Raw genomic sequence first — 26,583 nt, forward strand, 5'->3', positions numbered from 1 at the left:
GCCCGGGTCAGCGTCGGCACTCGTCACCGTCGGCCCGGTGCCGCCGTCTGCAGCGGTCGCGCCGGCCGCTGGGAGGGTGCCGCGGTGCCGGCCCGGCCCGGCACCGCCGCGAGCCGGATCACGGCGTCGAGACCGCCGAGCGGCGCCGGCCGCAGAACCGCCTCGCCGCCGCTCGCGTGGGCGAGGCGCTGCACCAGGGCCAGGCCGAGACCCGTGCCGCCCTTGGGGGCGCCCGGGGCGCGCCAGAAACGGTCGAAGGCGCGCCGGCGCTGTTCCTCGGTCATGCCGGGGCCCTCGTCCATGACGTGCAGCTCGACCCAGGCCGGGCCCGCCGCACGGTGCGCCTGGCGGTGCGGGAAGCGCCGTTCGTGGGGCGCGTGACGGCGCGGGTCGATCGAGACCGTGGAGCCCGGCGGCGACACCCGCAGGGCGTTGGAGAGCAGGTTGTCGAGGATCTGCTCGACCGCCCCGGGCAGGGCCAGCACCTCCCCCGTGCAGTCGCCGGCCAGCGCCAGCCAGACGCCGTGCTGCTCGTACAGCGCGCTCCAGGCGCTGTGGCGTTCCGCGCACACCTGCGCCAGATCGACCGGCTCCCGCTCGGCGGCGCTCTCGTCGAGCCGGGCCATCGCCAGCAGCCCCTCGACCATCCGGGCCAGCCGGTCGGTCTCGGTCAGCGCCGCGGTGAGCGAGCCGCGCGCGTTCAGGGCGATGTCGTTCTCCAGGTTCTCCAGCCGCAGCCGCAGCGCCGCGAGCGGGGTCTTGAGCTGGTGCGAGGCCTCGCCGGCGAACGCCCGCTGGGAGGCCAGCAGGTGTTCCAGGCGGGCGGCGGTGCGGTTGAAGGTGGCGGCCAGACTGCGCACCTCCGGCGGCCCCTTGGTGATCGTCACCGGCACGGCGGTGCCGCCGACCGCCAACTCGTTGGTGGCGTGCTCCAGTTCGCGGATGGGGCGGCCGGTCCAGCGCGCGATGCCGAACCCGATGACGGCCACCGCGGTCAGCGCGGCCAGCCCGCCGAGGCCCAGCAGCAGCCAGACGTGACGGACCCGGTCGGCCACCATCCTGGTCGGCACGGTGATCCGTACGGCCCCCTGCTCCTCGGCGCCGTGCCGCACCGGGGTGGCCACCGCGAGGTACTCCACCCCGCCGATGGTGGAGGTGCGCACGTCCGCCGTGGCGGTGCCGCGCAGTGCGGCGGCGATCCCCGGCCAGGAGGCCAGGCGGGACTCCTCGGCCGCGCCGAGCGGATGCGAGGTGGCCAGCAGGGCGCCGCTCCGGTCGACGATCAGCACCTTGCCGCCGATGCGCTCGGCGCAGTGCGCGGCGCGCTCGGGCAGGTCCTGGGCGGCCCGGCCCGCCGAGACGGACAGCGAGGCGAACGCCGACACCGACTCCGCCTCGTCCTTCGCCGCGTTGATCACCCGCTCCCGCTCGGCCCGCGAGTAGACGAAGCCGAGCGGGATCTCCAGGCAGAGCAGGAGCAGGGCGGCGAGCGTGAGGTAGCTGAGCAGCAGCCGACGGGTCATCAGCAGGCCGCCGAGGGATGGGGGGTGGGGAGGGGGCGGGTGAACGGGGTGTCGTAGGGGGGTCGGTCGTACGTGGGCGGGCTGTACGTGGGCGCGTCGTACGTGGGCGGGCTGTAGGAGGGTGGGTCGTAGGGGGGCTGACTGTAGGTGGGGCGGTCGTGGCTGGGGCTGTCGTCCCTGGGCTGGTCGTTCCTGGGCTGGTCATGGGTGGGCTGGTCGTACGGGGCCTGGTCGTACGTGTGGTCGCGGGTGGGCCGGCCGTAGGAGGGCCGGTCGGGCTGGGGGGCGGTCGGAGGCCGGGTGTGGACCGCCAGCCGGAAGCCGACGCCGCGCAGCGTCTGGATCCACGCCGGGTTGCCCAACTTCCGCCGCAGCGTGGCGACATGCACGTCCAGCGTCTTGGTCGGACCCTCGTAGTGCGGATCCCAGACCCGGTCGAGGATCTGCTGCCGTGAGTACACGGCACCCGGGTCCTCGGTGAGCAGCGCGAGCAGCCCGAACTCCTTGGGTGTCAGCGTCACCGCCTCCTCCCCCACCCACACCTGCCGGGTCCGCCGGTCGACGACCAGCGGGCCGACGGCACCCTCGACGGCTTCGAAGGGCGGGGAAGCCAGCGGGCTCGGGGGCGGCGGCGAGACCTGGGGCGGGGGCGGGACCGCAGACGGAGGGGAGGCCGGGGGCGGAGGCGGGGGTGCGGACTCGAAGGCGGCGGAGGGGGCGGTGGCGGCGTGGGGGGCGGTGGCGCCGTAGGGGGCCGCGAAAGGCTCTCCGCCGAACGGTTCCGCCGCCGCGCCCGTGAACTCCCGCTCTCCCAGCCCACGGTGGGTCCGCCGGGTCACCGCCCGCACCCGCGCGACCAGCTCCCGCATGCTGAACGGTTTGGCCAGGTAGTCGTCGGCCCCCAGTTCCAGGCCCAGCACCCGGTCGGCCTCCTCGCCCCGCGCGCTGAGGATGATGATGGGGACGTCGGAGGTCTGCCGGATGCCGCGGCATACGTCGATGCCGTCCACGTCGGGCAACCCCAGGTCGAGCAGCACGACATCGCCGTACGGGCCTCTCAACCCCTCGTTCCCCGTGCTGACGTGATGCACCGTCAGTCCGAAGTGCCCGAGACCCTCGACGAGCGGTTCGGCGATCGTCTGGTCGTCCTCGATGAGCAGGACTCGTACGCCCATGCGTTCCCGTCTCTCCCGTGAACCGAATTCGCGTGTTCCGTGGACACGCCACGCTACAAGAGCGACCGATAAAACATCGTATCGATCCGGAGAATGTGAGCAGCAGCTCAGTCCGAGACGGCACCCGACAAAAACTGTCCCATTCTTGTCGGCGGTTTAGTGTTCCTCTAACCTTCGCCTGGCAAAGGCTCCTCTACGGTGATGAGGAACTGGTCGTACCCCCATGACGACCAGCTCTGACCTGGGATGAAAGCACCGGGAGGAAACGTGAAAGCACTGCTGGACCGCGCCCGCTCGTTCCAACGGCGGGTCGACTTCGAAAGCGGCGAATACCGGCGGCTGGCCGAGGGGCAATACCCCGAGGCATTGTTCATCACCTGTTCCGACTCACGGGTGATTCCAGCCCTGATAACCGGCGCGCGGCCCGGTGAGATGTTCGAGCTGCGAAACGCCGGGAACATTGTTCCGCCGCATGGCGGACAGGGGGCCTCGGGCGAGGCCGCCACCATCGAGTACGCGCTGGAGGTGCTCGGCGTTCAGGACATCGTGGTGTGCGGCCACTCCCACTGCGGGGCGATGGGCGCGCTCAAGTCCGGCGACGACCTGTCCGCCCTGCCCGGTGTGGACGCCTGGCTGCAACTGGCCCGCCCGAGGCTGGCATCCGCCCTGGACGGACCGGCGGAGGATCCGCGGCTGCGGGAGGTCGCCCAGCTGAACGTCGTCAACCAGCTCACCCTGCTGCGGAGTTACCCCTCCGCGCGGCGGCGTCTGGACTCGGGGAGCCTGCGGCTGCACGGCTGGTACTACGAGGTGGACACCGGCCGGGTGCACGAGCTGGACGAGGACGGTCTGTTCCGGGTGCACGCCGCATGAGCGGCGCACACGCCACCCGGACCCGCGGCGCGAGGGCCCGCGACCCGAAGGCCCGCCCGGCCCGGGACGGGGCGCGGGACCCGGCCCGGGGCACGGGCGGGGACGCGGGCAGGGGCGCCGGCTCACGCTGGGGCCTGGGCCTGGGCCTGGGCACGGACGCCGGCCCGGGCGGGGACGTGGGGGCGGGCGGGGACGTGGGGGCGGGCGGGGACGTGGGGGCGGGCGGGGACGTGGGGGCGGGCAAGGACTCCGTGACGACCCGGAAGGGCCCGAAGGCCGACCTGGCCACCGAGATCACCGCGTCCCTCGTCGTCTTCCTGGTCGCGCTCCCCCTCTGCATCGGCGTGGCCGTGGCCTCCGGTGTCCCCGCCGAGCTGGGCATCATCTCGGGTGTCATCGGCGGTCTCGTGGTCGGCGCGGCGCGCGGCAGCACGCTCCAGGTGAGCGGCCCGGCCGCCGGTCTCGCCGCGCTGGTCGCGGAGACCGTACTGGAGCACGGCGTGGCCATGCTCGGGGTGATCGTGCTCTTCTCGGGCCTGCTCCAGATCGTCCTCGGCCTGGTCAAGCTGGGCCGGTTCTTCCAGGCGATCTCGCTGGCCGTCGTCCAGGGCATGCTCGCCGGCATCGGTCTGCCGCTGATGTTCAGCCAGGCGTACCCGGCGATGGACGCGAAGGCCCCCGGCACCCCGCTCGAGAACATGGCCGGCGTCCCCGGCCTGCTCGCCGGCACGCTCACCGACCCGCAGGCCCTGATCGCGGCCGCCCTCGGTGCCGTCACGGTCGTGCTGAGCTTCCTGTGGAAGAAGGCGCCCGGACCGGTCAGGAAGGTCCCGGCGGCCCTGGTCGCGGTCGGCATCGGCATCGCGGTCGCCGCGATCCCGGGCGTCGAGATCAAGACGCTGCAAGTGGGCAACCTGCTGGCCTCGGTCGACGTGCCGGGCCCGGAACAGTTCGCGGGCCTGGCCGACGCGGGGATCATCACGGCCGTCCTGACCTTCACGGTGATCGCCTCCGCCGAGTCCCTGTTCACGGCGGCCGCGGTGGACCGTATGCACGACGGTCCGCGCACCCGCTACAACCCCGAGCTGATCGCCCAGGGCGCCGGCAACACGGTCGCGGGCCTGCTGGGCGCGCTGCCCATCACGGCGGTGGTGGCCCGCAGCTCGGCGAACGTGCAGGCGGGCGCGAAGACCCGGCTCTCCCGCACCCTGCACGGCCTCTGGCTGCTCGCCTTCGCGCTCCTCCTCCCCCAGGTGCTGGCCCTGATCCCGATCTCGGTCCTGGCCGGCGTGCTGATCCACAGCGGGTGGAAGCTGTTCGCGCCCGAGGAGTTCCCGAAGATGTGGCGGCAGGACCGCGGCGAGTTCGCGGTCATGACGCTCACCACGCTGGTCATCGTGGCGACCGCGCTCCTGGAGGGCGTCCTGTTCGGCCTCGCGGCGGGCATCGTGCTGGCGGCGGTGCGCATGTCGCAGACGGTGATCAGGCAGCACATCGAGGACGACACCGCGAAGGTGGTCATGGCGGGGAACGCGACCTTCCTGCGGCTGCCGCAGGTCATCGAGGCGCTGGAGGCCGCAGCCGGGGCCGGCCGGCCCCGGATCCGGCTGGACCTCACCGGCGTGACGCACCTCGACCACGCCTGCCGCAGCCAGGTGGAGGAGTTCACGGCCCAGCAGCGCGGCAAGGGTCTCCGGGTCGAACTGCTGATGCCGGGTCCGGCGAAGCCGCACGCCTCCGACGAGCACGGCTCCCCGCAGTCGGTGGCCGACCGGTCTGCGCGGCCCGGTTCCGAACGGCCTCCGGGGACCGCCGGCGCCTGGCCGTCGGGGACCGGTGCCGAGTGGCCCTCGGGGAGCGATGCCGAATGGCCGTCGGGGACCGGTGCCGAGTGGTTCTCGCGGCCCGGAGGGGAAGGGACCCCGCGCCCCGGAGACGAAGGGGCCGCGCGGCGCGGCGCCGGCCGGCACGCGCGGCCCGCTCCCCTGCCCCGCCGGGGGACGGCCGCCGCCCCCGCCGCCCCCGCCCCCTCCCCCGTCGCGCCCGGCCCCACCGCGGAGTGGTTCTACCTGGACACCACTCCCATGCCGGAGGACTTCGCCGAGCGGTACGCGGAGGAATACGCGCCGGGTCGCGCCCAGCGGTAGCCGCCGCCCCGGGACGGTGGACCCCTCCGACGGCGGACCCGTCCGACGGTCGACCCGTGGCGGGTCCGCCGGGTTCGTCAGCGGTCCGGCGGCGGGTACAGCCACCGCCGCAGCAGGTGGCTCAGCTGCGGCATCACCAGGTACGTCAGCGTCGGCAGCAGCATCACCGGGAACACGGCGGCCCGCAGGGGCAGGGGCCAGGCACCCGTGGCCGGCGCCACCAGCCACTGGATCAGCAGCGTGAACGGATACGCGCCGAGGAACGTGGTGAGCACCATCTTCCAGCGGGTCGGCGGCTGCACGGTGGTGCCGGGCAGACTGAACCAGGTCTCCATCCCGGACGTCGACTGCCGCTCGCTGCCGATCTCCGTGGCGACGTCCGCGATCCGCTCGTGCCATGCCGCCCGCTCGTCCGACTCCAGCCAGGCGGCGAGCCGCTGGGGATCGGACCAGCGCAGCACCGCGTGGAAGCGGTGGCCCTGCTCGGGGCGCAGCCACGAGACTCCCTCGTTGCCCGGGAACCGTCTGGCACAGCGGGTGATCCCACGCGTCCAGTCCTCGAAATCCTGCTCACGGCCGGGGCGGACCTCCCAGGTGAGGACCGTGGTGATGGGATCGCCCCGCCGCACGTGCGTGGTGCTCATGCTCATCACGGGTGCCACGTACGGCGCGGATCATGCCCGGTCCGCGCCGCCGGACGAACCGGTGCGCGGGGCGGTCATACGGCCTTGAGGGCGTCGTAGGACACGCCCGTCAGCTCCTCCGAGGCCTCCCAGAGCCGGCGCGCCACCGCGTCGTGGGTGGTCCAGGGCGCCCGCCACGACGGTGCGGGCGCCCCGCGCCACATCGCGAGCGACGGCCCGGTGAACGAGTCCGGCCGGACTCCGGGCGCAGTCGCCGCGTACAGCACGGGCAGCGCGCCGGCCTCGGCGGGCTGGGCGACCACGCGGTTGCCGAGTTCCATCAGCCGCTCGGCGGCCCGCCGCCCCTCCGCACGCGGTCCGGCGGTCTGGAGGTTGGTTGCCGCGTACCCCGGGTGGGCGGCCGCCGCCACGACGTCGGTTCCGGCGGCTTCCAGCCGTCGCGCGAGTTCGTGCGTGAACAGCAGGTTGGCGGTCTTGGACCGGCCGTACGCGAGCCAACGGCGGTACCGGCGTTCTGAGTTGAGATCGCGGGCGTCGATGTTGCCGACCAGGTGCATCATGCTGGAGACGGTGACGACCCGGGCTCCGGACGGCGCGGCGAGCAGCGCGGGCAGCAGCAGCCCGGTGAGCGCGAAGTGCCCGAGGTGGTTCACCCCGAACTGCGTCTCGAAGCCGTCGGCGGTGGTGCCGTACGGCAACGCCATCACGCCCGCGTTGTTGACGAGAAGGTCGAGGGGACCGTCGTACGACGTCGCGAACTCCCGTACGGAGGAGAGGTCCCCGAGGTCGAGCCGCGCCAAGTCCACGTCGGCACGCGGCACTTCACTTGCGAGCCGCTCGACGGCGGCGGCACCCCGCGCCTCGCTCCGGCAGGCGAGCACCACGCGTGCCCCCTTCCGGGCGAGCTCTCTGGCGACGACGTACCCGAGCCCGCTGTTGGCGCCGGTGACGACGGCGGACCGACCACCCTGATCGGGAATGTCGCGCACGCTCCAGCCGGCCATGACCGACCTCCTCCGCTGCTCTGCCTTCGGAAAGCCTACGGTGCTCCCGGTCACGCACCCCGCATCTTCCCGTTACGACGTGTCCACGACACAGCTACCCTGCGCGCTTAGCGTCCTCCTCGCACGACCCCGGCGCCGTCCGGTACCGGGCCCGGTTCACGACACCCCTGGGAGTGAGCGTGGAACGTCGTACCTTCCTGCGCGCGGCCGCGGTCGGCGGCTCCTCCGCCGTACTCGGCGGAACCCTCTGGCGCGGCGCCGCCCACGCCGCCCCCGCCCAGCCCGGCTCGGGCCCCTACGGAGCGCTCGGCTCCCCCGACGCCAACGGCATCCGCCTCCCCGCCGGCTTCACCAGCCGGGTGATCGCCCGCTCCGGCCGGACGGTCTCCGGAACGTCGTACACCTGGCACAACGCCCCCGACGGCGGCGCCTGTTACGCGGACGGCACGGGCTGGATCTACGTCTCCAACTCGGAGATCAACCCGTCGGGCGGCGCGAGCGCGGTGAAGTTCTCCTCGACGGGCGCGATCACCGGCGCCTACCGCATCCTGTCCTCCACCCGCCAGAACTGCGCGGGCGGCAGGACCCCGTGGAACACCTGGCTGTCCTGCGAGGAGGTGGACCGCGGCTACGTCTACGAGACGGATCCCTGGGGAGTCCAGTCCGCGATCCGCCGGGACGCGATGGGCCGTTTCAAGCACGAGGCGGCGGCCGCCGACCCGGTCCGCAAGGTGATCTACCTGACGGAGGACGAGACGAACGGCTGCTTCTACCGCTTCCGGCCGACGAGTTGGGGCGACCTGTCCTCGGGCACCCTGGAGGTCATGGTGGCGGGCACCGGCACCTCCGGCCCGGTGTCCTGGTCCCCCGTCCCCGACCCGACCGGCGCCACCGCCACCCGGACCCAGGTCTCCGGGGCCAAGCACTTCAACGGCGGCGAGGGCTGCCACTACGCGGACGGCACCTGCTGGTTCACGACCAAGGGCGACAACCGCGTCTGGCAGTACGACGCGGCGGCCCAGACGATCGAACTGGCCTACGACGACTCACTGGTGACGAGCGGGACAGCCCCTCTGACGGGCGTCGACAACATCACGGGCTCGGCGTCCGGCGACCTGTTCGTCGCGGAGGACGGCGGCACCATGGACATCTGCCTGATCACCCCGGACGACGTCGTCGCCCCCTTCCTCCGCGTCGACGGCCAGTCCTCCTCGGAGATCACGGGCCCGGCCTTCTCCCCGGACGGCACCCGTCTGTACTTCTCCAGCCAGCGGGGTACGAGCGGCAGTTCGTCGGGCGGAATCACGTACGAGGTGAAGGGCCCGTTCCGCGCGTAGCACGCCCGGACCGGGCGGACGGGCCCAGGGGCGTCAGCGGATCCTTCGGACGACGGTGAACCCGTCCCACCCCTTGGAACCCACCGTCTGCAACGCGGTCGCCTCCAGCCGGGCATCCCCCGCGATGTCCGCGAGCACGGCCCGCACGCCCTGAACGCGCTCGTCGGAGCTGCCGGCGTCGACGACGGCACCGTCGCGCACGACGTTGTCGACGACGATCACGCTCCCGGGCCGGGTCAGCGCGAGGGAGGCCTTCAGGTACTCGGGGTTGCTCGGCTTGTCGGCATCGATGAACACGAAGTCGTACGGTTCCACGCCGTCCTCGACCATCCGCCACGCCGACTCCGCCGCGGGCCCCACGACGACGTCGACCCGCCCGGCGACACCGGCCCGCTCCAGGTTCCGCCGGGCGATGTCCGCGTTCCGCTCCTCCAACTCCAACGAGGTGACCCGCCCGCCCTCCCCCACGGCCCGCGCCAGCCACACCGTGCTGTACCCCACCAGCGTCCCGAACTCCAGCACCCGCCGCGCCCCGGCCGTCCCGCACAGCAGAGCCAGCAACTTCCCCTGGTTGGGCGCGACTTCCGCCTGCGGCATCGTGCTCAGCCGCCCGGACTCACGCGCCTCGACCAGCGCCTCGTCCTCAGCGACGAGCGTCGCCACGAAGTACGCGTCGACATCCCGCCAGACCCCCTCGGACGCATACACCGCGGCATCCCCCTCCTCACGCCGGCCCCACTCCTGCCCGCCACCCTAATCCGCAAGATCGCCGACCACCGGGCATTCCCCGACACCGTCCGCCTGACCGCATACGCTGTGGCCACCCTGGGGACGGGCCCCACCCGTTGGATGGATCGACGTCATGCCTACTGCGCAGGTCGTGCCCTACTGGCCGGCCTCACTGACCACGGAACGGCTGCTCCTGCGCCCCGTCGTGGAAGCGGACACCCCGGTGCTGACCCGTCTGTGGACCGACGTGGAGGTGCGCCGGTACCTGGGTGGGCCCCTTGCCGAGGAAGCGGCCAGGACCCGCGCGCGTCGGTGCGTCGGCGTGACGGGACTCTTCACCGTGGTGCGGCAGCTCGACGACACGGCCCTCGGCTCGGTGTTCGTGGCCCCCGAAGCCCGCGACGGCCGGACAGAGGTTTCCTACCAACTCGTACCGGAGTACTGGGGGTCCGGCTACGCCCAAGAGGCCGTTGCCGCGGCGGTCCGCTGGGCCGCCGCCGAGGTCCCGGCCCGGGTACCGGGCGTCGTCGCCGTGACCCAGGCGGCCAACGAGAGTTCGCGACGGCTCCTTGAACGCCTCGGAGCGACGCCGGCGGACACCTTCGTCGAGTGGAACGCGCCTCAAGTGACATACCGCTTCGACCACTCCCCCACCCGGCCGACACCGCCCCCGCAAAGGGGCGACACCCCTGACGGATGCCGCCCCTGAACCACCCGCACCTTCCGGCCGTCAGTCCCGCCGGATCAACTCGGGGTCGATCCGGCGTCCGATCAACGGCAACGATCCCAGGGTCGCAACGACTACCGCGCCGAGGGCGCAAGCCAACAACAACGGCACACCGTCGCCATCCCAGAAGATGTCACCACCACCCGTGACGAGATAGCTCGACTCCGCCATCTTCCCCAGGACAACGGCCAAGGCGAGCCCGATGGCAAGTGGCACAACGACTTGGACGGCCTGGACCGTGCGGAGCGTACGAGGGCGCGCGCCGAGCAGAGCGAGGGCTGTCACCTGTGGGCGACGCTCGACGGCGCGATCGGTTGCGGCCACCAGGTAGGCGGCGACACCGATGATCATGCCGAGGACCATGCCTACTGCAAGCAGGGTTCTGACGATGGCCACCTGCTCGAGAGCACTGACATTGATGCCGGGTGTTCTCACTTCGATGGTGGGGTCAACCCCTCCGATACCGTCGAGAACATTCCGGACGACATCAGGGACTGAGTGACTAGAAAGCGTGAGAGTGGCCTCCTCCAGCCGAAAACCCTCGGGCAAAGCGGACGGAGGCACGAGAACCTGGCCACTATCGAAGGCCGACAGGCCCGAGTTGTCCCTGAATCGAACAGTTTCGCGCGGCACCTTCAAGGTAAAATCCCGGCGCTCCCCCTTCTCGTTCTGAAGGTGGAATGAGAACGCAGCTCCGGGCTGAACCTCTTCGTCCAGGTTGGCATTGGCAGAATTCACGAGGACCGCCGACTGTCCTTCCACGCAAGGGCCGACGTCAGGCACCATGGCACGGACCCCATCGCACGTGGCCACCACAACGTGAAGCCTCGGAGAAGGCCAGACGTCGGGATCGGCCCACGAGGCCGCCTCAACCGCATGCCCTTGAACGCCGGGCACCTTCTCAAAAGCCCGCTCCTGCTCATACGCCATCGCATCAAGGTCGAGTTCATACATTTGAGTCGATGAGGTATTCCGCGTGACTTGGTCCAATTCGATGAGAACCCCCTGCACCAGCGAGGCGCCGAATACCAGAAGAACCAGTCCGGTTGCGACGCGGAACGCACCACTGGGTTCGACCTCGTGGCGTCGCATGGCAAGCCCGAGAGACAGCGAACGGGCCGACTCGGCCACACGTCGAGCGAGCGCTCCGGAGAGCAGCGGCAGAGTCAGGACCAGCCCGGCGCCGACCAGTACGACGGCGATCGGCATGAGAATCGAGGAGAGCTCCGTGTCTCGAGGCGCATGACCCGTCGCCCCAGCCACGCAGTACCCCGTCACCACGCCCAGACCAGGAACCAGCGGGAGCATCCCCCACTTCGCCGGCGCTTTCGTCACTGCGCTCCGCCGGACTTCCAACGGCTTTGCGGCTGCCCGCCGACCACCCACACGCCCCGCGAACCATGCCAGCAACGGACATCCGACGACGCAGACGGCAACCGTGGAGAGGGAAAGAGATCCATCGGACGGATACCAACTGAAGCCTGGCAGACCGATCCGCGCCACGACCTGATTCACAAGCCAGTAGCCGGCAAGCCCCATAACCGCGCCGAGCAAGGCGGCGGCCACGGTTTCGGCGGCGTTGACTCGTTGCACGCCCTTCTGACTCATGCCCAGAAGCCGCAGCGCCGCGAGCCGGCGGTTTCGTGAGGCAGCGGAAAGCTGGGCACACACCGTCAGGAAGACCGCAAGGGGGAGAAGGACCACTCCGGCCAGAGTAAAGCGCACGATGTCGAGCGCCGAGCCCTCCACGGTGGGGCTCGAAGTGTAGGACATACCGAAGTGCGTGATTCTCTGATGCTCCGCGAGTTCGGCCCTGCCCACACCGATGTAGGCGTACAGCTCATCAGGATGAGCCAGCCCTTCGGGCGCGATGCGCCCCACTTCCTTGCCTGGAAAGAGCTGCGAAAGTCCCGGCGTCTCCTGCAATTCCTCATGCAGCCTGGGAGACACGAAGACCTCACCAGCCGAGGGAAACTCACTCAAACCTGGTGGAGGATCCACTGGAGTTGTTCCGGCCGCGAGAAAGATGCGTGTCATGGGACGCGCACCAAAGGGATCCGTTCGTGTCAGTTCGAGAGCAGATCGACTGCCGGACCCGCAAGTTCCTGGCCTTTCGGTGATGCAATCCGGCTCGCGGGCAGCTTTACGCGCGTCCTGAGCAGCAAGAATTCCGGGGATGGCAAGGACCATGGCCAGGCAGCACACCCCGATCGCGGCACCGAGCGTCATGAGAAGGAATCGAACGCGGTTGCCTCGGCCACCGCCCAGCAGCAGACGCAGACCCAATTGCAGTTCTCTCACGACGCCTCCCTCGCCCGGCTGACCAGTACACCGTCGTGCATGGTGAACTGGGTATCCGCGCGAGCTGCCACGTCGGCATCATGGGTCACCAGGACCACAGCCGTTCCCCGGGACCGGGCCAGCGCCAGAAACTCCTCCAGCACAGCTGTGGCGTTGGCGCTGTCGAGAGACCCCGTGGGCTCATCCGCGAAAACCACGGCAGGCTGATGAACCAACGCGCGTGCGACAGCGATACGTTGGCTCTGCCCGCCAGAGACCTGAGAGGGCCTGCGTTGCCGGAGGTCCTCGAGCCCCAGCCTTCCCAGCACCTCACCGGCGGCAATGAGTGCATCGGCTTTGCGCTGCCCTGCCAGGCGCAAGGGCAAAGCCGTGTTTTCCTCCACGGTCAGCTCCGGCAGGAGCTCCCCGTACTGGAATACAAACCCGAACCGTTCTCGGCGCAACGCACTGAGCTCTTCATCACCCAGCCCCGCCAGAGGGCGCCCTTCAAAGCGCACTTCGCCACGGGCCACGGGCAGTACCCCCGCCAGGCAGTACAACAGTGAGGATTTCCCCGAGCCACTCTGACCTGTGATCGCCACGACCTCACCACGATGCACCGTCAACCCCGCGTTCATGACTGCTCGGGTTTCACCGTAGTAGAGCTCAAGGTCTTTGGCCGACAGGACTTCTGACGTGTTGATCTTCTTCCCCTATGCCGAGCGGAGGCCCGGGCGTCCGGGCCTCGAAGTCCGAATCGGTGTCAGTGTGCCGGGTTGTTACGGCGAACCGTGGGGGAACAGTTGTCCGGCCGGAGACTGCCACGGTCGCGGCATGCCCTGATTTCTGCGCGCTGCGTATAGCGCTGGGCGCCATCCCAATTGGAGTGGCGCATATACACCGTGCGGCGCTGCTTGCCGTCGTACCGCGACCAGCCGTGACTCTCGACCCGGGCTTGCACGTAGACGTTGTGCCCGTCGTCCGGCGCTCCGTCCTCGAGGTAGCCTGCCCACTCGAAGGCACCGTGGTTCCGCTCAGCAGGATTGAACCGGTACGTTCCGTCCCGGAACACCACGCCGGCCGGGTGCATCTCAGGAAGCTTCTTCCACGCGTCCGCTGCCGCAGTGCCCACACCCACGAAGAACAGTCCCGCAGCGAGCGCGGCCGTCCATGCCCTCTTCATCCTTCACCTCTTCTGTCGAGCCCCCGAGGTCCCACCGACCCCAGGAGTGACAGAAAGTAGCGGAATGATCACGAGCTGAATCCTTCCGCCGCCCGGCTGCCATCACAACAGGTGATCGACTTCCAGCCATCCCGTCCCAAACCCGCCTCACGGGTGGCCCGTCCTGCCCCTCCGACGCGCCTTCGCCCGCCCAGCCCAGGACACCACCAAGCCTCAGACCACCACCGCCTCGCGCCCCGGTCTCCGCGATTCCCGATAGCCCCACTCAAGGGATCTGACGCCCCATAAGATCCCGGAATCAGCAACTTGCGTCACTGGGAGGGGACATGGCGGTCTCGCGTACGTGGCTGGACGTGAGTTACCAGGAGAAGGACGAGGCCAAGGCGGCCGGTGCGCGATGGGACGCCACCGCCCGGCGCTGGTACGCCCCGCCTGGTCGGGAAGCCTCACTGGAGCGCTGGCTCGCCGGGCCCGCCGTACCGGAACTGCTCCCAGGTGAGGACCGGACGCTGGGGCAGGGCCTGTTCGTCGACCTGGTGCCGGCTTCCTGCTGGTTCACCAACGTCCGCTCCTGCGTCTCCCCGAGGGACTGGGAACGTCTCCGCCGGATGATCACTGGCAGGGCGGGCCGGCGCTGCGAGGTGTGCGGCGCCACACAGGACCGTGACGTGAAACGCTGGCTGGAAGCGCACGAGCGGTGGGTGTACGACGAGGACCGGCTCGTACAGAGGCTGGGCCGCCTGATCTGCCTGTGTACGGACTGCCACACGGTCACCCACTTCGGGCTGGCGCAGATTCGTGGGCAGGCTCCAGAGGCACTGCTTCATCTGATGAACGTCACCGGCATGACGGAGGAGCAGGCCCGCGCGCACATCGCCGAGGCCTTCACGGTCTGGAGGGCCCGGTCCGAGCGCAGCTACGAGCTGGACCTGTCCATCCTGACGGATGCCGGCATCAGCCTGGCACCTCCACCGGCGGCGGACTCCCGACCGTCGATTGCCGCTGATGCGCTGCGCCGCGCGGGTATCCCGCCTCAACAGTCCGGGGGCGTGTAGCCGGGAACGGTCCCCCGGCTCTGCGTAACGGCCTTCCCCGGACCCGGCGGTCGATGACGCACAAGAGGGCGGCACCCCCGCACAGGGTGCCGCCCTCCTCTTGCGTGCCGGAGCCGCCGCCGATCGGTACTGAGGGTCGGGGACCGACGACGGCTCCGGGGTCTATCGGGGGATCAGCGGTGGTCGCTGCCCGCCGACTGTGTGGCCGCCCGGCCGGCCTCCAGCCGGGCCACCGGGATCCGGAACGGGGAGCAGGAGACGTAGTCGAGGCCGACCTCGTGGAAGAAGTGCACCGACTCCGGGTCGCCGCCGTGCTCGCCGCAGACGCCGAGCTTGAGGTCGGGGCGGGTCTCGCGGCCCGCCTTCGCCGCCGCCTTCACCAGGGAGCCGACGCCGTCCTTGTCGATCGTCTCGAACGGGGAGACCCCGAAGATGCCCTTCTCCAGGTAGGCCGTGAAGAAGGAGGCCTCCACGTCGTCCCGGCTGAAGCCCCACACCGTCTGGGTGAGGTCGTTGGTGCCGAAGCTGAAGAACTCCGCCGCCTCCGCGATCTGGCCCGCCGTGAGCGCGGCGCGCGGCAGCTCGATCATCGTGCCGATCGACAGCTTCAGCGACACGCCCGTCGCGGCCTCGACCTCGGCGACGACCTGGTCGGCCTCGTCGCGGACGATCTCCAGCTCCTGGACGGTGCCGACGAGCGGGATCATGATCTCGGCGCGCGGGTCGCCCTTGGCGTTCTTGCGCTCGGCGGCGGCCTCGGCGATGGCGCGGACCTGCATGGTGAACAGGCCGGGGATGACCAGGCCGAGGCGTACGCCGCGCAGGCCCAGCATCGGGTTCTGCTCGTGCAGCCGGTGCACCGCCTGGAGCAGGCGCAGCTCGTTCTCGTGCGGCTCCTGGCGGGACTCCGCCAGCGCCACGCGCACCGACAGCTCGGTGATGTCGGGCAGGAACTCGTGCAGCGGCGGGTCGAGCAGCCGGATGGTGACGGGCAGGCCGTCCATCGCCTCGAACAGCTCCACGAAGTCCTTCTTCTGGAGCGGGAGGAGCTGCTTGAGGGACTCCTCGCGCTCGGCCTCCGTGTCGGCGAGGATGAGGCGTTCGACCAGCTCACGCCGGTCACCGAGGAACATGTGCTCGGTGCGGCACAGGCCGATGCCCTGGGCGCCGAAGCGGCGCGCCCGCAGGGCGTCCTCGGCGTTGTCGGCGTTCGCGCGGACGCGCAGGCGGCGCTTGCGGTCCGCGAAGGCCATGATGCGGTGGACCGCCTCGACCAGCTCGTCCGCGTCGTCGGCGCCGGCGTGCATCCGGCCCTCGAAGTACTCCACCACCGGGGAGGGGACCACCGGGACCTCGCCCAGGTAGACCTTGCCGGAGGAGCCGTCGATCGAGATGACGTCGCCCTCCTCGACCACGTGGCCGCCCGGCACGGTCATCCGGCGGCGCTTGGTGTCGACCTCGAGCTCCTCGGCGCCGCAGACACAGGTCTTGCCCATGCCGCGCGCGACGACCGCCGCGTGGGAGGTCTTGCCGCCCCGGGAGGTGAGGATGCCCTCGGCCGCGATCATGCCGTCGAGGTCGTCCGGGTTCGTCTCACGGCGGACCAGGATCACCTTCTCGCCCGAGCGGGACCACTTCACCGCGGTGTACGAGTCGAAGACCGCCTTGCCGACCGCCGCACCCGGCGACGCCGCGATGCCGCGTCCCACCTGCTGCGTCTTCGCCTGCTCGTCGAAGCGGGGGAACATCAGCTGGGCGAGCTGGGCGCCGGTGACGCGCTGCAGCGCCTCCGTCTCGTCGATCAGGCCCTGGTCGACGAGCTGGGTGGCGATGCGGAAGGCGGCACCGGCGGTGCGCTTGCCGACGCGCGTCTGGAGCATCCACAGCTGACCGCGCTCGATCGTGAACTCGATGTCGCAGAGGTCCTTGTAGTGGTTCTCCAGCGTCTCCATGATGCCGAGCAGCTGGTCGTACGACTTCTTGTCGATCTGCTCCAGCTCGGCCAGGGGGACGGTGTTGCGGATGCCCGCGACCACGTCCTCGCCCTGGGCGTTCTGGAGGTAGTCGCCGTAGACGCCCTGGTGGCCGGAGGCGGGGTCACGGGTGAAGGCCACACCGGTGCCGGAGTCCGGGCCCAGGTTGCCGAAGACCATCGAACAGACGTTGACCGCGGTGCCGAGGTCGTGCGGGATGCGCTCCTGGCGGCGGTAGAGCTTGGCGCGGTCGCCGTTCCAGGAGTCGAAGACGGCCTTGATGGCGAGGTCCATCTGCTCGCGCGGGTCCTGCGGGAAGTCGCGGCCGGCCTCGGTCTTGACGATCTTCTTGAAGCGGGTGACCAGCTTCTTGAGGTCCGCCGCCTCCAGCTCGGTGTCGACGGTGACCTTCTTCGCCGCCTTCGCCGCCTCCAGCGCGTCCTCGAAGAGCTCGCCGTCGACGCCGAGGACCGTCTTGCCGAACATCTGGATGAGACGGCGGTAGGAGTCCCAGGCGAAGCGGTCGTCGCCGGCCTGGGCCGCGAGGCCCTGGACCGACTTGTCGGAGAGGCCGATGTTGAGGACCGTGTCCATCATGCCGGGCATGGAGAACTTGGCGCCGGAGCGGACGGAGACCAGGAGCGGGTTGTCGGCCTGGCCGAGCTTCTTGCCCATCCGCTCTTCGAGGGCGTCGAGGTGCGCACTCACCTCGTCACGCAGTGCCGCCGGCTCCTCGCCGCTGTCGAGGTAGACCTTGCAGGCCTCGGTCGTGATGGTGAAGCCGGGCGGGACGGGAAGGCCCAGGTTGGTCATCTCGGCGAGGTTGGCGCCCTTGCCACCGAGGAGGTCCTTGAGGTCCTTGTTGCCCTCGGTGAAGTCGTAGACGAACTTCACGCCCTCAACGCTCGCGGCCTGATCGGCTACCGGGAGATCTTTGTTTTCCGACACGGGTCTCGACTCCTCGAGGACGCGGTGGCTGCCCTGACGGCCAGGAACATACCCAGATCAAAGGCGCCTGGGTACGTGCACTTGCGCGTCATGCGCCTGTAACCAGTCGTCCGCCACGGGATCGAAAGTCAAGGCTTGGCAAGCGCAGGGCCGCCGATGTTTTCACTTCTTGAACGCGACCTATCCCAAGCGCCCCATTCGCCGCTCACATGAGCGCCGTACAGCACGCCTGATTTCGATCGATGAACGATCAAGGGGTGGCACGGAGTGCCACCCCTTGGAGAAGTACAGTCGGGCAAGATCCGCTCATCTGAGCGCCACCCCTATCAAGGGTGGCGAGAATCACGCTTCCTGGAGCCATCGGATTTCACCATCCGGACGCGCCTCGGGACGGAGACAGAAGCGGAAACACCCCTGTCACACGGCCCCCGTCCCCCTGAGCGTCCCTCACACCCCCAGCGCCAGCAACCGCTCCTCCGCCCGCTCCGGCGCGTACAGGTGCTCCACGACCAGCGCACCCGCCCCCACCAGCCCCGCCCGCTCCCCGAGCCGCGAGGTCACGACGTCCAGACGGGCGGTGGAGCGCGGCAGCGCCCGCTGGTAGAGCAGCTCGCGCACCCCGGTCAGGAAGGGGGTGCCCGCCAGGTCCCCGGCGATCATCAGGACGCCGGGGTTCAGCAGGGTGACGACCGTCGCCAGCACCTCCCCGACCCGGCGCCCGGCCTCCCGGGCCAGCGCCGCCGCCTCCGGGTGCCCGGCGGCCAGCAGGTCCCGCACGTCCGACCCGGACTCCGCCCGCACCCCCTTCTCGGCCAGCCGCCGGGCGACCGCGCCGCCGCTCGCGAGGGCCGCGAGACAGCCGTACGACCCGCAGCGGCACAGCGCCTCCGCGCCCCCGGGGACCCGGATGTGCCCGATGTCCCCGGCGCCGCCGTCGATCCCCCGGAAGATCGAGCCGTCGACCACGACCCCCGCGCCGATGCCGGTCGACACCTTGACCAGGACGAACGCCGAGCACTCGGGGTGGCCGGTGCGCTGTTCGCCGTAGGCCATGAGGTTGGCGTCGTTGTCCACCAGCACCGGGACCGCCGGGGGGAGCCCCGGGGCCGCGAGCCGTGCGGCGGTGAGCCGTGACGCCGGGTGCCCCGGAGCCGCCGCCCCGGACCCCGGCCGTCCCGGCACGGCGTGCCCCGCCGCGCCGCCCGTCCGCTCCGCGAACGCTCTCGCCAGGCGGCCTCGTATGTCGTAGCCGTCCCAGCCGGGCATCATCGGCGGCTGCACCACCCGGCCCGTCTCGCTGTCCACCGGACCGGGCACGGCCAGTCCTATGCCGCAGACCTCCTCCGCCCGGTGGCCCGCCTTCTCCAGCAGCTCGGCGAACCAGCCGCCCAGCTCGCCGAGCACGACGTCCGGGCCGTCCTCGACGGCCAGCGTCCCGGAGTGCTCCGCGAGCATCTCGCCGGTCAGGGACAGCACGGCCGCGCGCGCGTGCCGGGTGTCCAGGTCGGCGGCGAGCACCACCGCGTGCGCGTCGTCGAACTCCAGGGTGATCGAGGGGCGGCCGCCCAGCGGCGAGTCGACCGGGCCGCCGGCGCCCTCGCGCAGCCAGCCCGCGCGGAACAGGCGGTCCAGGCGCTGGCCGACGGTCGCGCGGGAGAGGCCCGTCGCCTGCTGGAGGGCGCCGCGTGTGGTCGCCCGCCCGCTGCGCACCAGTTCCAGCAGATCCCCGGCGCTGGCCTGACCACCGGCCCTGCCGGTCCGTCCCGGACGCCCAGTCATGCACACCCCCTTGTGTTTCTCAAGCTTGCATTACATATTGAGTTTTGCGTGTTAAATAGACGTAACCCTACGGTAGCCCCTGCCGAACCAGGTGGCCTCGTCGTCTTCGGGGAGCCCCGAGTGGATCGCACCGCCCAGCTCATCGCCCCTCCGGCGGAGTACGCCGTTGCATACGATCCGGCGGCTCCGCCGGGTTCGCCGCACCTCGGGGCACTGCGCCGCGGGGCGGTGGAGGTGCTGGAAGGCAACTGGACGGGCACGTCGACGGTGCCCTCGCGCCGGCTGTACCCGCACCAGTGGTCCTGGGACTCGGCCTTCATCGCGATCGGGCTGCGGCACGTCTCGGCGCGCCGGGCGCAGACCGAGCTGGAGACGCTGCTGGACGCCCAGTGGGGTGACGGGCGGATCCCGCACATCGTCTTCAACCCCTCCGTGCCGCTCGACGCGTACTTCCCGAGCCCCGACTTCTGGCGCTCCTCGACCGCGGGGCGCGCTGCGGGCGCCCCGCGCACCGTACAGACCTCGGGCATCGTGCAGCCACCGGTGCACGCGCTCGCCGCCTGGCTGGTGCACCGCGCCGACCCGGGGCTCTCCCGGGCACGGGGCTTCCTCGCCCGGGTCTACCCGCGGCTGGCCGCCTGGCACCGCTATCTGCTGCACCGGCGCGACCTCGGCGGGGGCGGGCTCGTGTCCGTCGTCCACCCGTGGGAGCAGGGGATGGACAACGCGCCCTCGTGGGACGCCCCGCTCGCCCGGATCACCCCGGCGCCGGCCCGCTCCTTCCGCCGCGCCGACCTCGACCACGGGGCCGCCGAGGACCGGCCGACGGATCTCGACTACGGGCGGTACGTACGGCTGGCGGCGGACTACCGGGACGGGCGGTACGCCGACGGGGACGGCGACTTCGCCGTCGAGGACCCCTCCTTCAACGCGCTGCTCATCGCCTCCGAGCACGCCCTCGCACGGATCGCGCGGGAACTGGGGGCGACGGCCACCGCCCGCCACGCGCGCGCGGAGCGGCTGACGGCGGCGCTCGTCGAGCGGCTGTGGGACCCGGCGGAGGGCATGTTCTTCTGCCGTGACCTGCGCGGCGGGGTGCTCGTGCGCGAGCGGGGCGTCTCCGGACTCGTCCCGCTGCTCCTGCCCGGACTGCCGCGCGACGTGGTCACGGCCGTCGTGGGCACCCTGCGGGGTCCGCACTTCGGTGTCGGTACGACCACCCGTCTCGTCCCCAGCTACGACCTGCTGGGCGAGGCCTTCGACCCGCACCGCTACTGGCGCGGCCCGGCCTGGTTCAACACCGGCTGGCTCCTGGAACGGGGCCTGCGGCTGCACGGGCGCACCACCGACGCGGACGCGCTGCGCCGGGCCGCCCTGGACACCGCCCTCACCACGGACTTCGCCGAGTACGTCGACCCGTACACCGGCGAGGCCTGCGGCGCGACCGGCTTCAGCTGGACCGCCGCGCTCACGCTCGACCTGCTCCACCAGCACACCACGGCCATCAAGGGAGGGGACCAGGGATGACGGACCGGCATCATCTGCTCGTGTACGGCGGGACGTTCGCCGCCGTGGGCGACCGCGGGGACATCAGCGGCGTACGGGGCGCCGGCTCCTCTCCGGAGGGGGTGTTCGTCAGGGACGCCCGGCACCTCAGCCGGTGGCAGCTGACGATCGACGGCGCGGTCCCGGAGGCGCTCGCGCCGGTCGCGGGCGGGGACACCGTGCGCTGTGTGCTCGTCCCGCGCGGCGGGCGCAACGAGCCGCCGTCCTGCACGCTCTTCCGTGAACAGGCCGTCGGGGACGGGGCGTTCGTGGAGTCGGTCAGGGTCGTCAGCAACCGGCCGGTGGCGACGACGGTCCGGCTGGCCCTGACCGTCGACGCGGACTTCACCGACCAGTTCGAGCTGCGCTCCGACCACCGTACGTACGCGAAGACGGGAGCCGTCCGCCGCCGCCAGGTCCTCGACGACGGCGTGGAGTTCACCTACCAGCGCGGCGAGTGGAAGTCCTGTACGACGGTGACCGCCGAGCCCGCGCCGGACGGCGTCGAGGAGACCGGCACCGGGGCCCGCCGCCTGGTGTGGAGTCTCGAACTGGAGGCGCACGGCTCCGCCGAGCTGGTCCTGCGGGTGATGGCCCGGCCGCACGGCGAGAAGCGAGCGCTGCGGGTGCCCCGCTCCCCTTCCGCGATGGCCGAAAAGCTACTTGCGCAGGAGGGCGACTTCATGGAAGGTGTCGCTTTTCCTACGGAATGGCCCGAACTGGCGACCGCCTGTGTTCGAGGGCTCGCGGATCTGGCCGTGCTCCAGGTCCACGCGACCGGTCCGGACGGCGAGGAGCTGCGCGTCCCGGCCGCCGGAGCCCCCTGGTTCCTCACCCTGCTCGGCCGTGACGCCCTGCTCACCTCCCTCTTCGCCCTCCCGTACCGCCCGCAGCTCGCCGCCGCCACGCTCCCGGCCCTCGCCGCCACCCAGGCCACCGAGACCGGCGCGCAGTCGGTGTCCCAGCCCGGCAAGATCGTCCACGAGGTGCGGCACGGCGAGCTGGCCCACTTCGGGCAGGTCCCGTTCGGCCGCTACTACGGCTCGGTCGACGCGACGCCGCTCTTCCTGGTCGTCCTCGGCGCGTACGTCGAGCAGACCGGCGACACCGCGACGGCCCGCCGCCTGGAGCAGCACGCGCGCGCCGCGATCGGCTGGATGCTGGACCACGGCGGGCTGACCTCCCGGGGCTATCTGGTCTACCGCGCCGACCAGGGCGGCCTCGCCAACCAGAACTGGAAGGACTCCCCCGGCGCCATCTGCTCCGCGGACGGCACCCGCGCCACCGGAGCGGTCATGGCGGCGGGGGCCCAGGGATACGCGTACGACGCGCTGCGCCGCACGGCGTGGCTCGCGCGCACGGTCTGGGAGGACCCGACCTACGCGGCCCTCCTCGAACAGGCGGCCGCCGACCTCCGCGACCGCTTCCAGCGGGACTTCTGGATGCCGGAGCGGTCCTTCCCGGCGCTCGCGCTGGACGGGGAGGGCCGCCAGGTCGACGCGCTGGCGTCGGACGCCGGGCATCTGCTGTGGTCCGGCCTGCTGGACAAGGAGTACGGCGAGGTCGTCGGCCGGCGCCTCCTGGAGCCGGACTTCTTCTCCGGGTGGGGCGTGCGCACGCTGGCGGCCGGGCAGCCGGCGTACCACCCGCTGTCGTACCACCGCGGCTCGGTCTGGCCGCACGACAACGCGCTGATCACGCTGGGGCTCGCCCGCTACGGCCTGCACGACGAGGCCCGCGCGGTCGCCCACGCCCTGGTCGACGCGGCGACGGCGACAGGTCACCGGCTCCCGGAGGTGCTCGCCGGCTACGGCCGCGACACCCACGCGGAACCGGTTCCGTACCCGCACGCGTGCGTACGGGAATCCCGTTCGGCGGCGGCGCCGTTGGCGCTGCTCACAGCGGTCGGAGGGGCGTAGCGCCCACCGCGGGCGGGTGCTTGGCGTGACGTTTGCACGGTGTTTGCCGAGGACTGGCCGAGGGGGCTGAACGCGGGCCGAGGGCAGGCCGTACGAAACTGAGGCGGATCCGACTTCCCGCGTGGGATCCGCCGAACCACCGGGCTTCGTACGGAAGGACCCTCGGGTGCCTGTCTCCACTCGCTCATCCCAGCCGCCGGTTTCGAGAGAACCCGAGGACGACGCCGTGATGTCCGCGGGCGCCGAGAATTCCACGGCCGCTGAGCAACCGACGGCACCTCGGGAACCGGCGGCCACCGGTTCCTCGGCCGCCTCCGAAGCACCGGCGACGGCCGAGGAACCGCCGGGCCCGGCTGCGCCGACAGCCACCGGGGACCCGGCCACCACCGAAGCACCGGCGACGACGGCGCCCACCGAGAACCCGCTCGCGTCCGAGGAGCAGGCCGCCACCGAGGAACCGGCGGCCGCCGATGTCCCGGCCCCGTCCACAGCACCTGCCACCACCGAAGGACCGGCACCCGCCGAGCATCCAGCCGCGTCCGGAGAAACAGCGGCAGCCGCCGAGCACCCGGCCCCCTCCGGAGAAGCCGAGGGCTCCGGAGAATCGGCGGCCCCCGACGAACCCGCCGCGTCCGCGGAACCCACCACACCCGCGGAACCCGCCACACCCGTAGAACCCGCCACACCCGCGGAACCCGCCGCTGTCCAAGAAGCGGCGGGCGCCGGGGAATCGGCGGGGGCGGAAGAGCCCGCGGGGGCGGCAGAACCGGTCGGGGCGCCAGAACCCGACGGGGCGCCAGAACCGGCCGCGGCGGCACAGCAGACCGGGGCGGAACAGCCGGCAGGCGCCGGGGGTGGCTCTCTCAAGGCTCGTTTCGCCCGCGCGTGGGGCTGGCGGGAGCGGCATCCCCGGGCCGCCCGGGTGGTGTGGTGGACGGTGACCGTCCTCTCCCTCGTGCTCGTGCTCGGCGCACTGCTGCTGCCGAACCGGCTGGCCGCACTCCAGGTGAACCGGTTCGTCCGGCTGCCGGGTGAGGCGATCATCGGGGCGGCGGTGCTGCTGGCGCTGCCGCGCAGGCCGAGAGTGGCGCTGGCGGCGCTCGGCGGCGCGGTCCTCGGCGCGCTGACCGTGCTGAACCTGCTCGACATGGGCTTCCTGGAGTATCTGGGCCGGGACTTCAACCTGGTCCTGGACTGGGGCCTGCTGGACGACGCCCAGTCGTATCTGGCCGACACCATGGGGAAGACCGCCGCCGGCGCCGCCGCGATCGGCGTCGTCCTGCTCGTCGTCCTCGTGCTGGCGCTGATGGCGTTGGCGACGGTCCGGGTGAGCGATCTCCTGGTGCGCGACACCCGGCGGGCCACCCGGGTCACGCTGATCGCGGGCACCGCCTGGATCACCTGCTCGGTGCTGGGTCTGCAGTACGCCGGGATCCCGGTCGCCTCCGAGCGGGTCGCGAACCGGCTGGAGTCGGAGGCCAGGCAGGTGCGGGCGACGATCCGGGACGAGGCGGCCTTCGGCAAGGAGGCCCGCAGCGACACCTTCGGCAACACGCCGGCCGACCAGCTCGTGCCCGATCTGCGCGGCAAGGACATGATCTTCACGTTCATCGAGAGCTACGGCCGCAGCGCCATCGAGGACCCGGTCATCGCGCCCGGCGTCGACGCGACCCTGGAAGCCCGTACCGAGGCCCTGGCGAAGGCCGGCTTCCACGCCAAGAGCGGCTGGCTGACCTCGGCGACGTACGGCGGGAGCAGCTGGCTCGGCCACTCCACCACGCTGTCCGGCCTGTGGGTCGACAACCAGCAGCGCTACCGGACGGTGATGGCCAGCGACCATCTGTCCCTCACCAAGGCGTTCCAGAAGACGGGCGCCTGGGACACGGTCGGTGTCATGCCGGGGGTGCAGAAGGGCTGGCCGGAGGCGGAGTTCTACGGTCTGGACAAGGTCTACAACGCCTTCCAGATGGGCTACCAGGGGCCGAAGTTCAGCTGGTCGACCATGCCCGACCAGTACGCGCTGGAGGCGTTCCAGAAGCTGGAGCACGGCAAGAAGCGCGACAAGCCGCTGATGTCGGAGATCATCCTGACCTCCAGCCACCAGCCCTGGGCGCCGATCCCGACGATGGTCGGCTGGGACGAGCTGGGCGACGGCTCGGTCTTCGAGGACATCGAGGCGGCCGGCAAGAAGGCGTCCGACATCATCGCCGACTCCACCAAGTCCAAGGAGGAGTACGGCAAGTCGGTCCAGTACTCGGTGACCGCGCTGACCGAGTGGCTGGAGCGCTACGGCACCGACGACACCGTCCTGGTCTTCCTCGGCGACCACCAGCCCATCTCCCGGGTCAGCGGCCAGAACGCCAGCCGGGACGTGCCGGTCTCGATCGTCGCCAAGGACCCGAAGGTCCTCGACAGGATCGCCGCCTGGAACTGGACCGACGGTCTCAAGCCGGCCCACGACGCCCCGGTGTGGAAGATGAGTTCGTTCCGCGACCGCTTCCTGACGGCGTACGGCTCGACCCCGCACCCCCGCAACGGCTGATCGCCGTAAGGCGGTTCAGCCGCCGGAGGTGTCCAGCTCCGCGTCCTCGCTCACGCCCGCGCAGTCGTACGGGTCCTTCAGCCAGCCGTCCGGCAGCACCACCCGGTTGTTGCCGGACGTACGGCCGCGGGGCCCGTCGGCACCGGCGGGCCAGGCCTGGCCGAGGTCCAGCTCGTCGAGCCCGGAGCGGAGTTCCTCCAGCGAGGAGGTGACGGCGAGCCGCTTGCGCATCTCCGAGCCGACCGCGAACCCCTTGAGATACCAGGCGACATGCTTGCGGAAGTCGACGACTCCCTTGGTTTCGTCGCCGATCCACTCCCCGAGCAGCGTGGCGTGCCGGACCATCACCTCGGCGACCTCGCGCAGTGAGGGACGCGCGATGTCCTGCGTACGCCCCTCGAAGGCGGCGACCAGGTCCGCGAACAGCCACGGGCGGCCCAGGCACCCCCGCCCGACCACCACGCCGTCGCAGCCGGTCTCGCGCACCATCCGCAGCGCGTCCTCGGCCGACCAGATGTCGCCGTTGCCGAGCACGGGGATCTCCGGGACGTGCTCCTTGAGGCGGGCGATGGCGTCCCAGTCGGCGGTGCCGCCGTAGTGCTGGGCGGCGGTGCGGCCGTGCAGCGCGATGGCGGTGACGCCCTCCTCGACGGCGATCCGGCCGGCGTCGAGGTAGGTGATGTGGTCGTCGTCGATGCCCTTGCGCATCTTCATCGTCACCGGGAGGTCGCCGGCGCCGGCCACCGCCTCGCGCAGGATGGCGCGGAGCAGGTTGCGCTTGTAGGGGAGGGCGGAACCGCCGCCCTTCCTGGTGACCTTCGGGACCGGGCAGCCGAAGTTCAGGTCGATGTGGTCGGCGAGGTCCTCCTCCGCGATCATGCGGACGGCCTTGCCGACGGTCGCGGGGTCGACGCCGTACAGCTGGATCGAGCGCGGCTTCTCGGTCGCGTCGAAGTGGATCAGCTGCATGGTCTTCTCGTTGCGCTCGACCAGCGCCCGGGTGGTGATCATCTCGCTCACGAAGAGGCCCTTGCCACCGCTGAACTCCCTGCACAGGGTGCGGAAGGGCGCGTTTGTGATGCCGGCCATGGGGGCCAGGACGACGGGCGGCAGGACGGCGTGCGGGCCGATCCGCAGGGTCGTGTTCTTCGTGGGCGCGGTCGTGGGCATTCCCCCATTGTCACGCATCGGCCGGGGTGC

18 protein-coding genes and 1 pseudogene are annotated in these 26,583 nt (G+C 71.3%); 8 read left to right on the top strand and 11 right to left on the bottom strand.

Annotation, left to right across the window (positions count from 1 at the left end):
• Positions 1-23: 23 nt before the first annotated feature.
• Positions 24-1,523: an ATP-binding protein gene (locus ACFY2L_RS04055; protein ID WP_390655436.1), complete on the bottom strand. Its 1,500-nt coding sequence runs from the start codon at positions 1,521-1,523 to the stop codon at positions 24-26.
• Positions 1,524-1,789: 266 nt separating this feature from the next.
• Positions 1,790-2,698 (bottom strand): annotated as a pseudogene (locus ACFY2L_RS04060) (response regulator transcription factor); the annotation flags it as partial.
• Between the two features lie 267 nt (positions 2,699-2,965).
• On the opposite strand from ACFY2L_RS04060, the gene ACFY2L_RS04065 reads away from it, so the two are divergent.
• Entirely contained in the window at positions 2,966-3,571 is a 606-nt protein-coding gene (locus ACFY2L_RS04065) for a carbonic anhydrase (protein ID WP_390655435.1), read from the top strand.
• Entirely contained in the window at positions 3,568-5,718 is a 2,151-nt protein-coding gene (locus tag ACFY2L_RS04070; RefSeq protein ID WP_390821424.1) for a SulP family inorganic anion transporter, read from the top strand. Before ACFY2L_RS04065 ends, ACFY2L_RS04070 begins: the two co-directional genes overlap by 4 nt.
• 77 nt (positions 5,719-5,795) lie before the next feature.
• Here ACFY2L_RS04070 and ACFY2L_RS04075 read toward each other — a convergent pair whose 3' ends face one another.
• Both ACFY2L_RS04075 and ACFY2L_RS04080 read right to left on the bottom strand, forming a co-directional pair.
• Positions 5,796-6,362, bottom strand: a complete 567-nt coding sequence (locus ACFY2L_RS04075; RefSeq protein WP_390821425.1) for an antibiotic biosynthesis monooxygenase — start codon at positions 6,360-6,362, stop codon at positions 5,796-5,798.
• 74 nt (positions 6,363-6,436) lie between these two features.
• Positions 6,437-7,366 (bottom strand): oxidoreductase, encoded by a 930-nt coding sequence (locus ACFY2L_RS04080; RefSeq protein WP_390655432.1) that lies wholly within the window; start codon positions 7,364-7,366, stop codon positions 6,437-6,439.
• 179 nt (positions 7,367-7,545) lie between these two features.
• Between ACFY2L_RS04080 and ACFY2L_RS04085 the strand changes: the two genes are divergently transcribed.
• Positions 7,546-8,703 carry an alkaline phosphatase PhoX gene (locus tag ACFY2L_RS04085; RefSeq protein ID WP_390821426.1) on the top strand — a complete coding sequence of 386 codons (1,158 nt, stop codon included), beginning with the start codon at positions 7,546-7,548 and terminating at the stop codon, positions 8,701-8,703.
• Positions 8,704-8,736: 33 nt separating this feature from the next.
• Here ACFY2L_RS04085 and ACFY2L_RS04090 read toward each other — a convergent pair whose 3' ends face one another.
• On the bottom strand, positions 8,737-9,411 hold the full coding sequence (locus ACFY2L_RS04090) for an O-methyltransferase (protein ID WP_390821427.1): 675 nt from the start codon (positions 9,409-9,411) through the stop codon (positions 8,737-8,739).
• A gap of 154 nt (positions 9,412-9,565) precedes the next feature.
• On the opposite strand from ACFY2L_RS04090, the gene ACFY2L_RS04095 reads away from it, so the two are divergent.
• The gene (locus ACFY2L_RS04095; protein ID WP_390821428.1) at positions 9,566-10,141 is read left to right on the top strand and encodes a GNAT family N-acetyltransferase; all 576 of its coding nucleotides are present in this window, start codon (positions 9,566-9,568) and stop codon (positions 10,139-10,141) included.
• Positions 10,142-10,162: 21 nt separating this feature from the next.
• Here the strand turns inward: ACFY2L_RS04095 and ACFY2L_RS04100 are convergent, their stop codons facing one another.
• The 3 genes from ACFY2L_RS04100 to ACFY2L_RS04110 all read right to left on the bottom strand — a co-directional run bounded on the left by ACFY2L_RS04100 (position 10,163) and on the right by ACFY2L_RS04110 (position 13,622).
• Complete coding sequence (locus ACFY2L_RS04100; protein ID WP_390821429.1) at positions 10,163-12,460, bottom strand: FtsX-like permease family protein; 2,298 nt, start codon at positions 12,458-12,460, stop codon at positions 10,163-10,165.
• Entirely contained in the window at positions 12,457-13,077 is a 621-nt protein-coding gene (locus ACFY2L_RS04105) for an ABC transporter ATP-binding protein (RefSeq protein ID WP_390821430.1), read from the bottom strand. Before ACFY2L_RS04105 ends, ACFY2L_RS04100 begins: the two co-directional genes overlap by 4 nt.
• 125 nt (positions 13,078-13,202) lie before the next feature.
• Positions 13,203-13,622: a hypothetical protein gene (locus tag ACFY2L_RS04110; protein WP_390821431.1), complete on the bottom strand. Its 420-nt coding sequence runs from the start codon at positions 13,620-13,622 to the stop codon at positions 13,203-13,205.
• A 326-nt stretch (positions 13,623-13,948) separates the two neighbouring features.
• On the opposite strand from ACFY2L_RS04110, the gene ACFY2L_RS04115 reads away from it, so the two are divergent.
• Positions 13,949-14,677 (top strand): DUF5710 domain-containing protein, encoded by a 729-nt coding sequence (locus tag ACFY2L_RS04115; protein ID WP_390655425.1) that lies wholly within the window; start codon positions 13,949-13,951, stop codon positions 14,675-14,677.
• Positions 14,678-14,850: 173 nt separating this feature from the next.
• Here ACFY2L_RS04115 and ppdK read toward each other — a convergent pair whose 3' ends face one another.
• Positions 14,851-17,598: a pyruvate, phosphate dikinase gene (gene ppdK / locus ACFY2L_RS04120; RefSeq protein WP_390655424.1), complete on the bottom strand. Its 2,748-nt coding sequence runs from the start codon at positions 17,596-17,598 to the stop codon at positions 14,851-14,853.
• Positions 17,599-18,045: 447 nt separating this feature from the next.
• Complete coding sequence (locus tag ACFY2L_RS04125) at positions 18,046-19,377, bottom strand: ROK family protein (RefSeq protein WP_390655423.1); 1,332 nt, start codon at positions 19,375-19,377, stop codon at positions 18,046-18,048.
• A 120-nt stretch (positions 19,378-19,497) separates the two neighbouring features.
• Between ACFY2L_RS04125 and ACFY2L_RS04130 the strand changes: the two genes are divergently transcribed.
• From ACFY2L_RS04130 to ACFY2L_RS04140, 3 genes are all read left to right on the top strand, one after another.
• Positions 19,498-20,904 carry a hypothetical protein gene (locus ACFY2L_RS04130; RefSeq protein ID WP_390655422.1) on the top strand — a complete coding sequence of 469 codons (1,407 nt, stop codon included), beginning with the start codon at positions 19,498-19,500 and terminating at the stop codon, positions 20,902-20,904.
• Positions 20,901-22,841, top strand: a complete 1,941-nt coding sequence (locus tag ACFY2L_RS04135; protein ID WP_390655421.1) for a glycogen debranching N-terminal domain-containing protein — start codon at positions 20,901-20,903, stop codon at positions 22,839-22,841. The genes ACFY2L_RS04130 and ACFY2L_RS04135 overlap by 4 nt, the downstream gene beginning before the upstream one ends.
• A 937-nt stretch (positions 22,842-23,778) precedes the next feature.
• On the top strand, positions 23,779-25,383 hold the full coding sequence (locus ACFY2L_RS04140) for a CDP-alcohol phosphatidyltransferase (RefSeq protein ID WP_390821432.1): 1,605 nt from the start codon (positions 23,779-23,781) through the stop codon (positions 25,381-25,383).
• A 15-nt stretch (positions 25,384-25,398) separates the two neighbouring features.
• Here ACFY2L_RS04140 and dusB read toward each other — a convergent pair whose 3' ends face one another.
• A complete protein-coding gene (dusB, locus tag ACFY2L_RS04145; protein WP_390655420.1) occupies positions 25,399-26,553 on the bottom strand; it encodes a tRNA dihydrouridine synthase DusB in 1,155 nt (384 codons plus the stop codon).
• Positions 26,554-26,583 lie beyond the last annotated feature (30 nt).

Source organism: Streptomyces sp. NPDC001381, assembly GCF_042895685.1.
Taxonomy (GTDB): Bacteria; Actinomycetota; Actinomycetes; order Streptomycetales; family Streptomycetaceae; genus Streptomyces.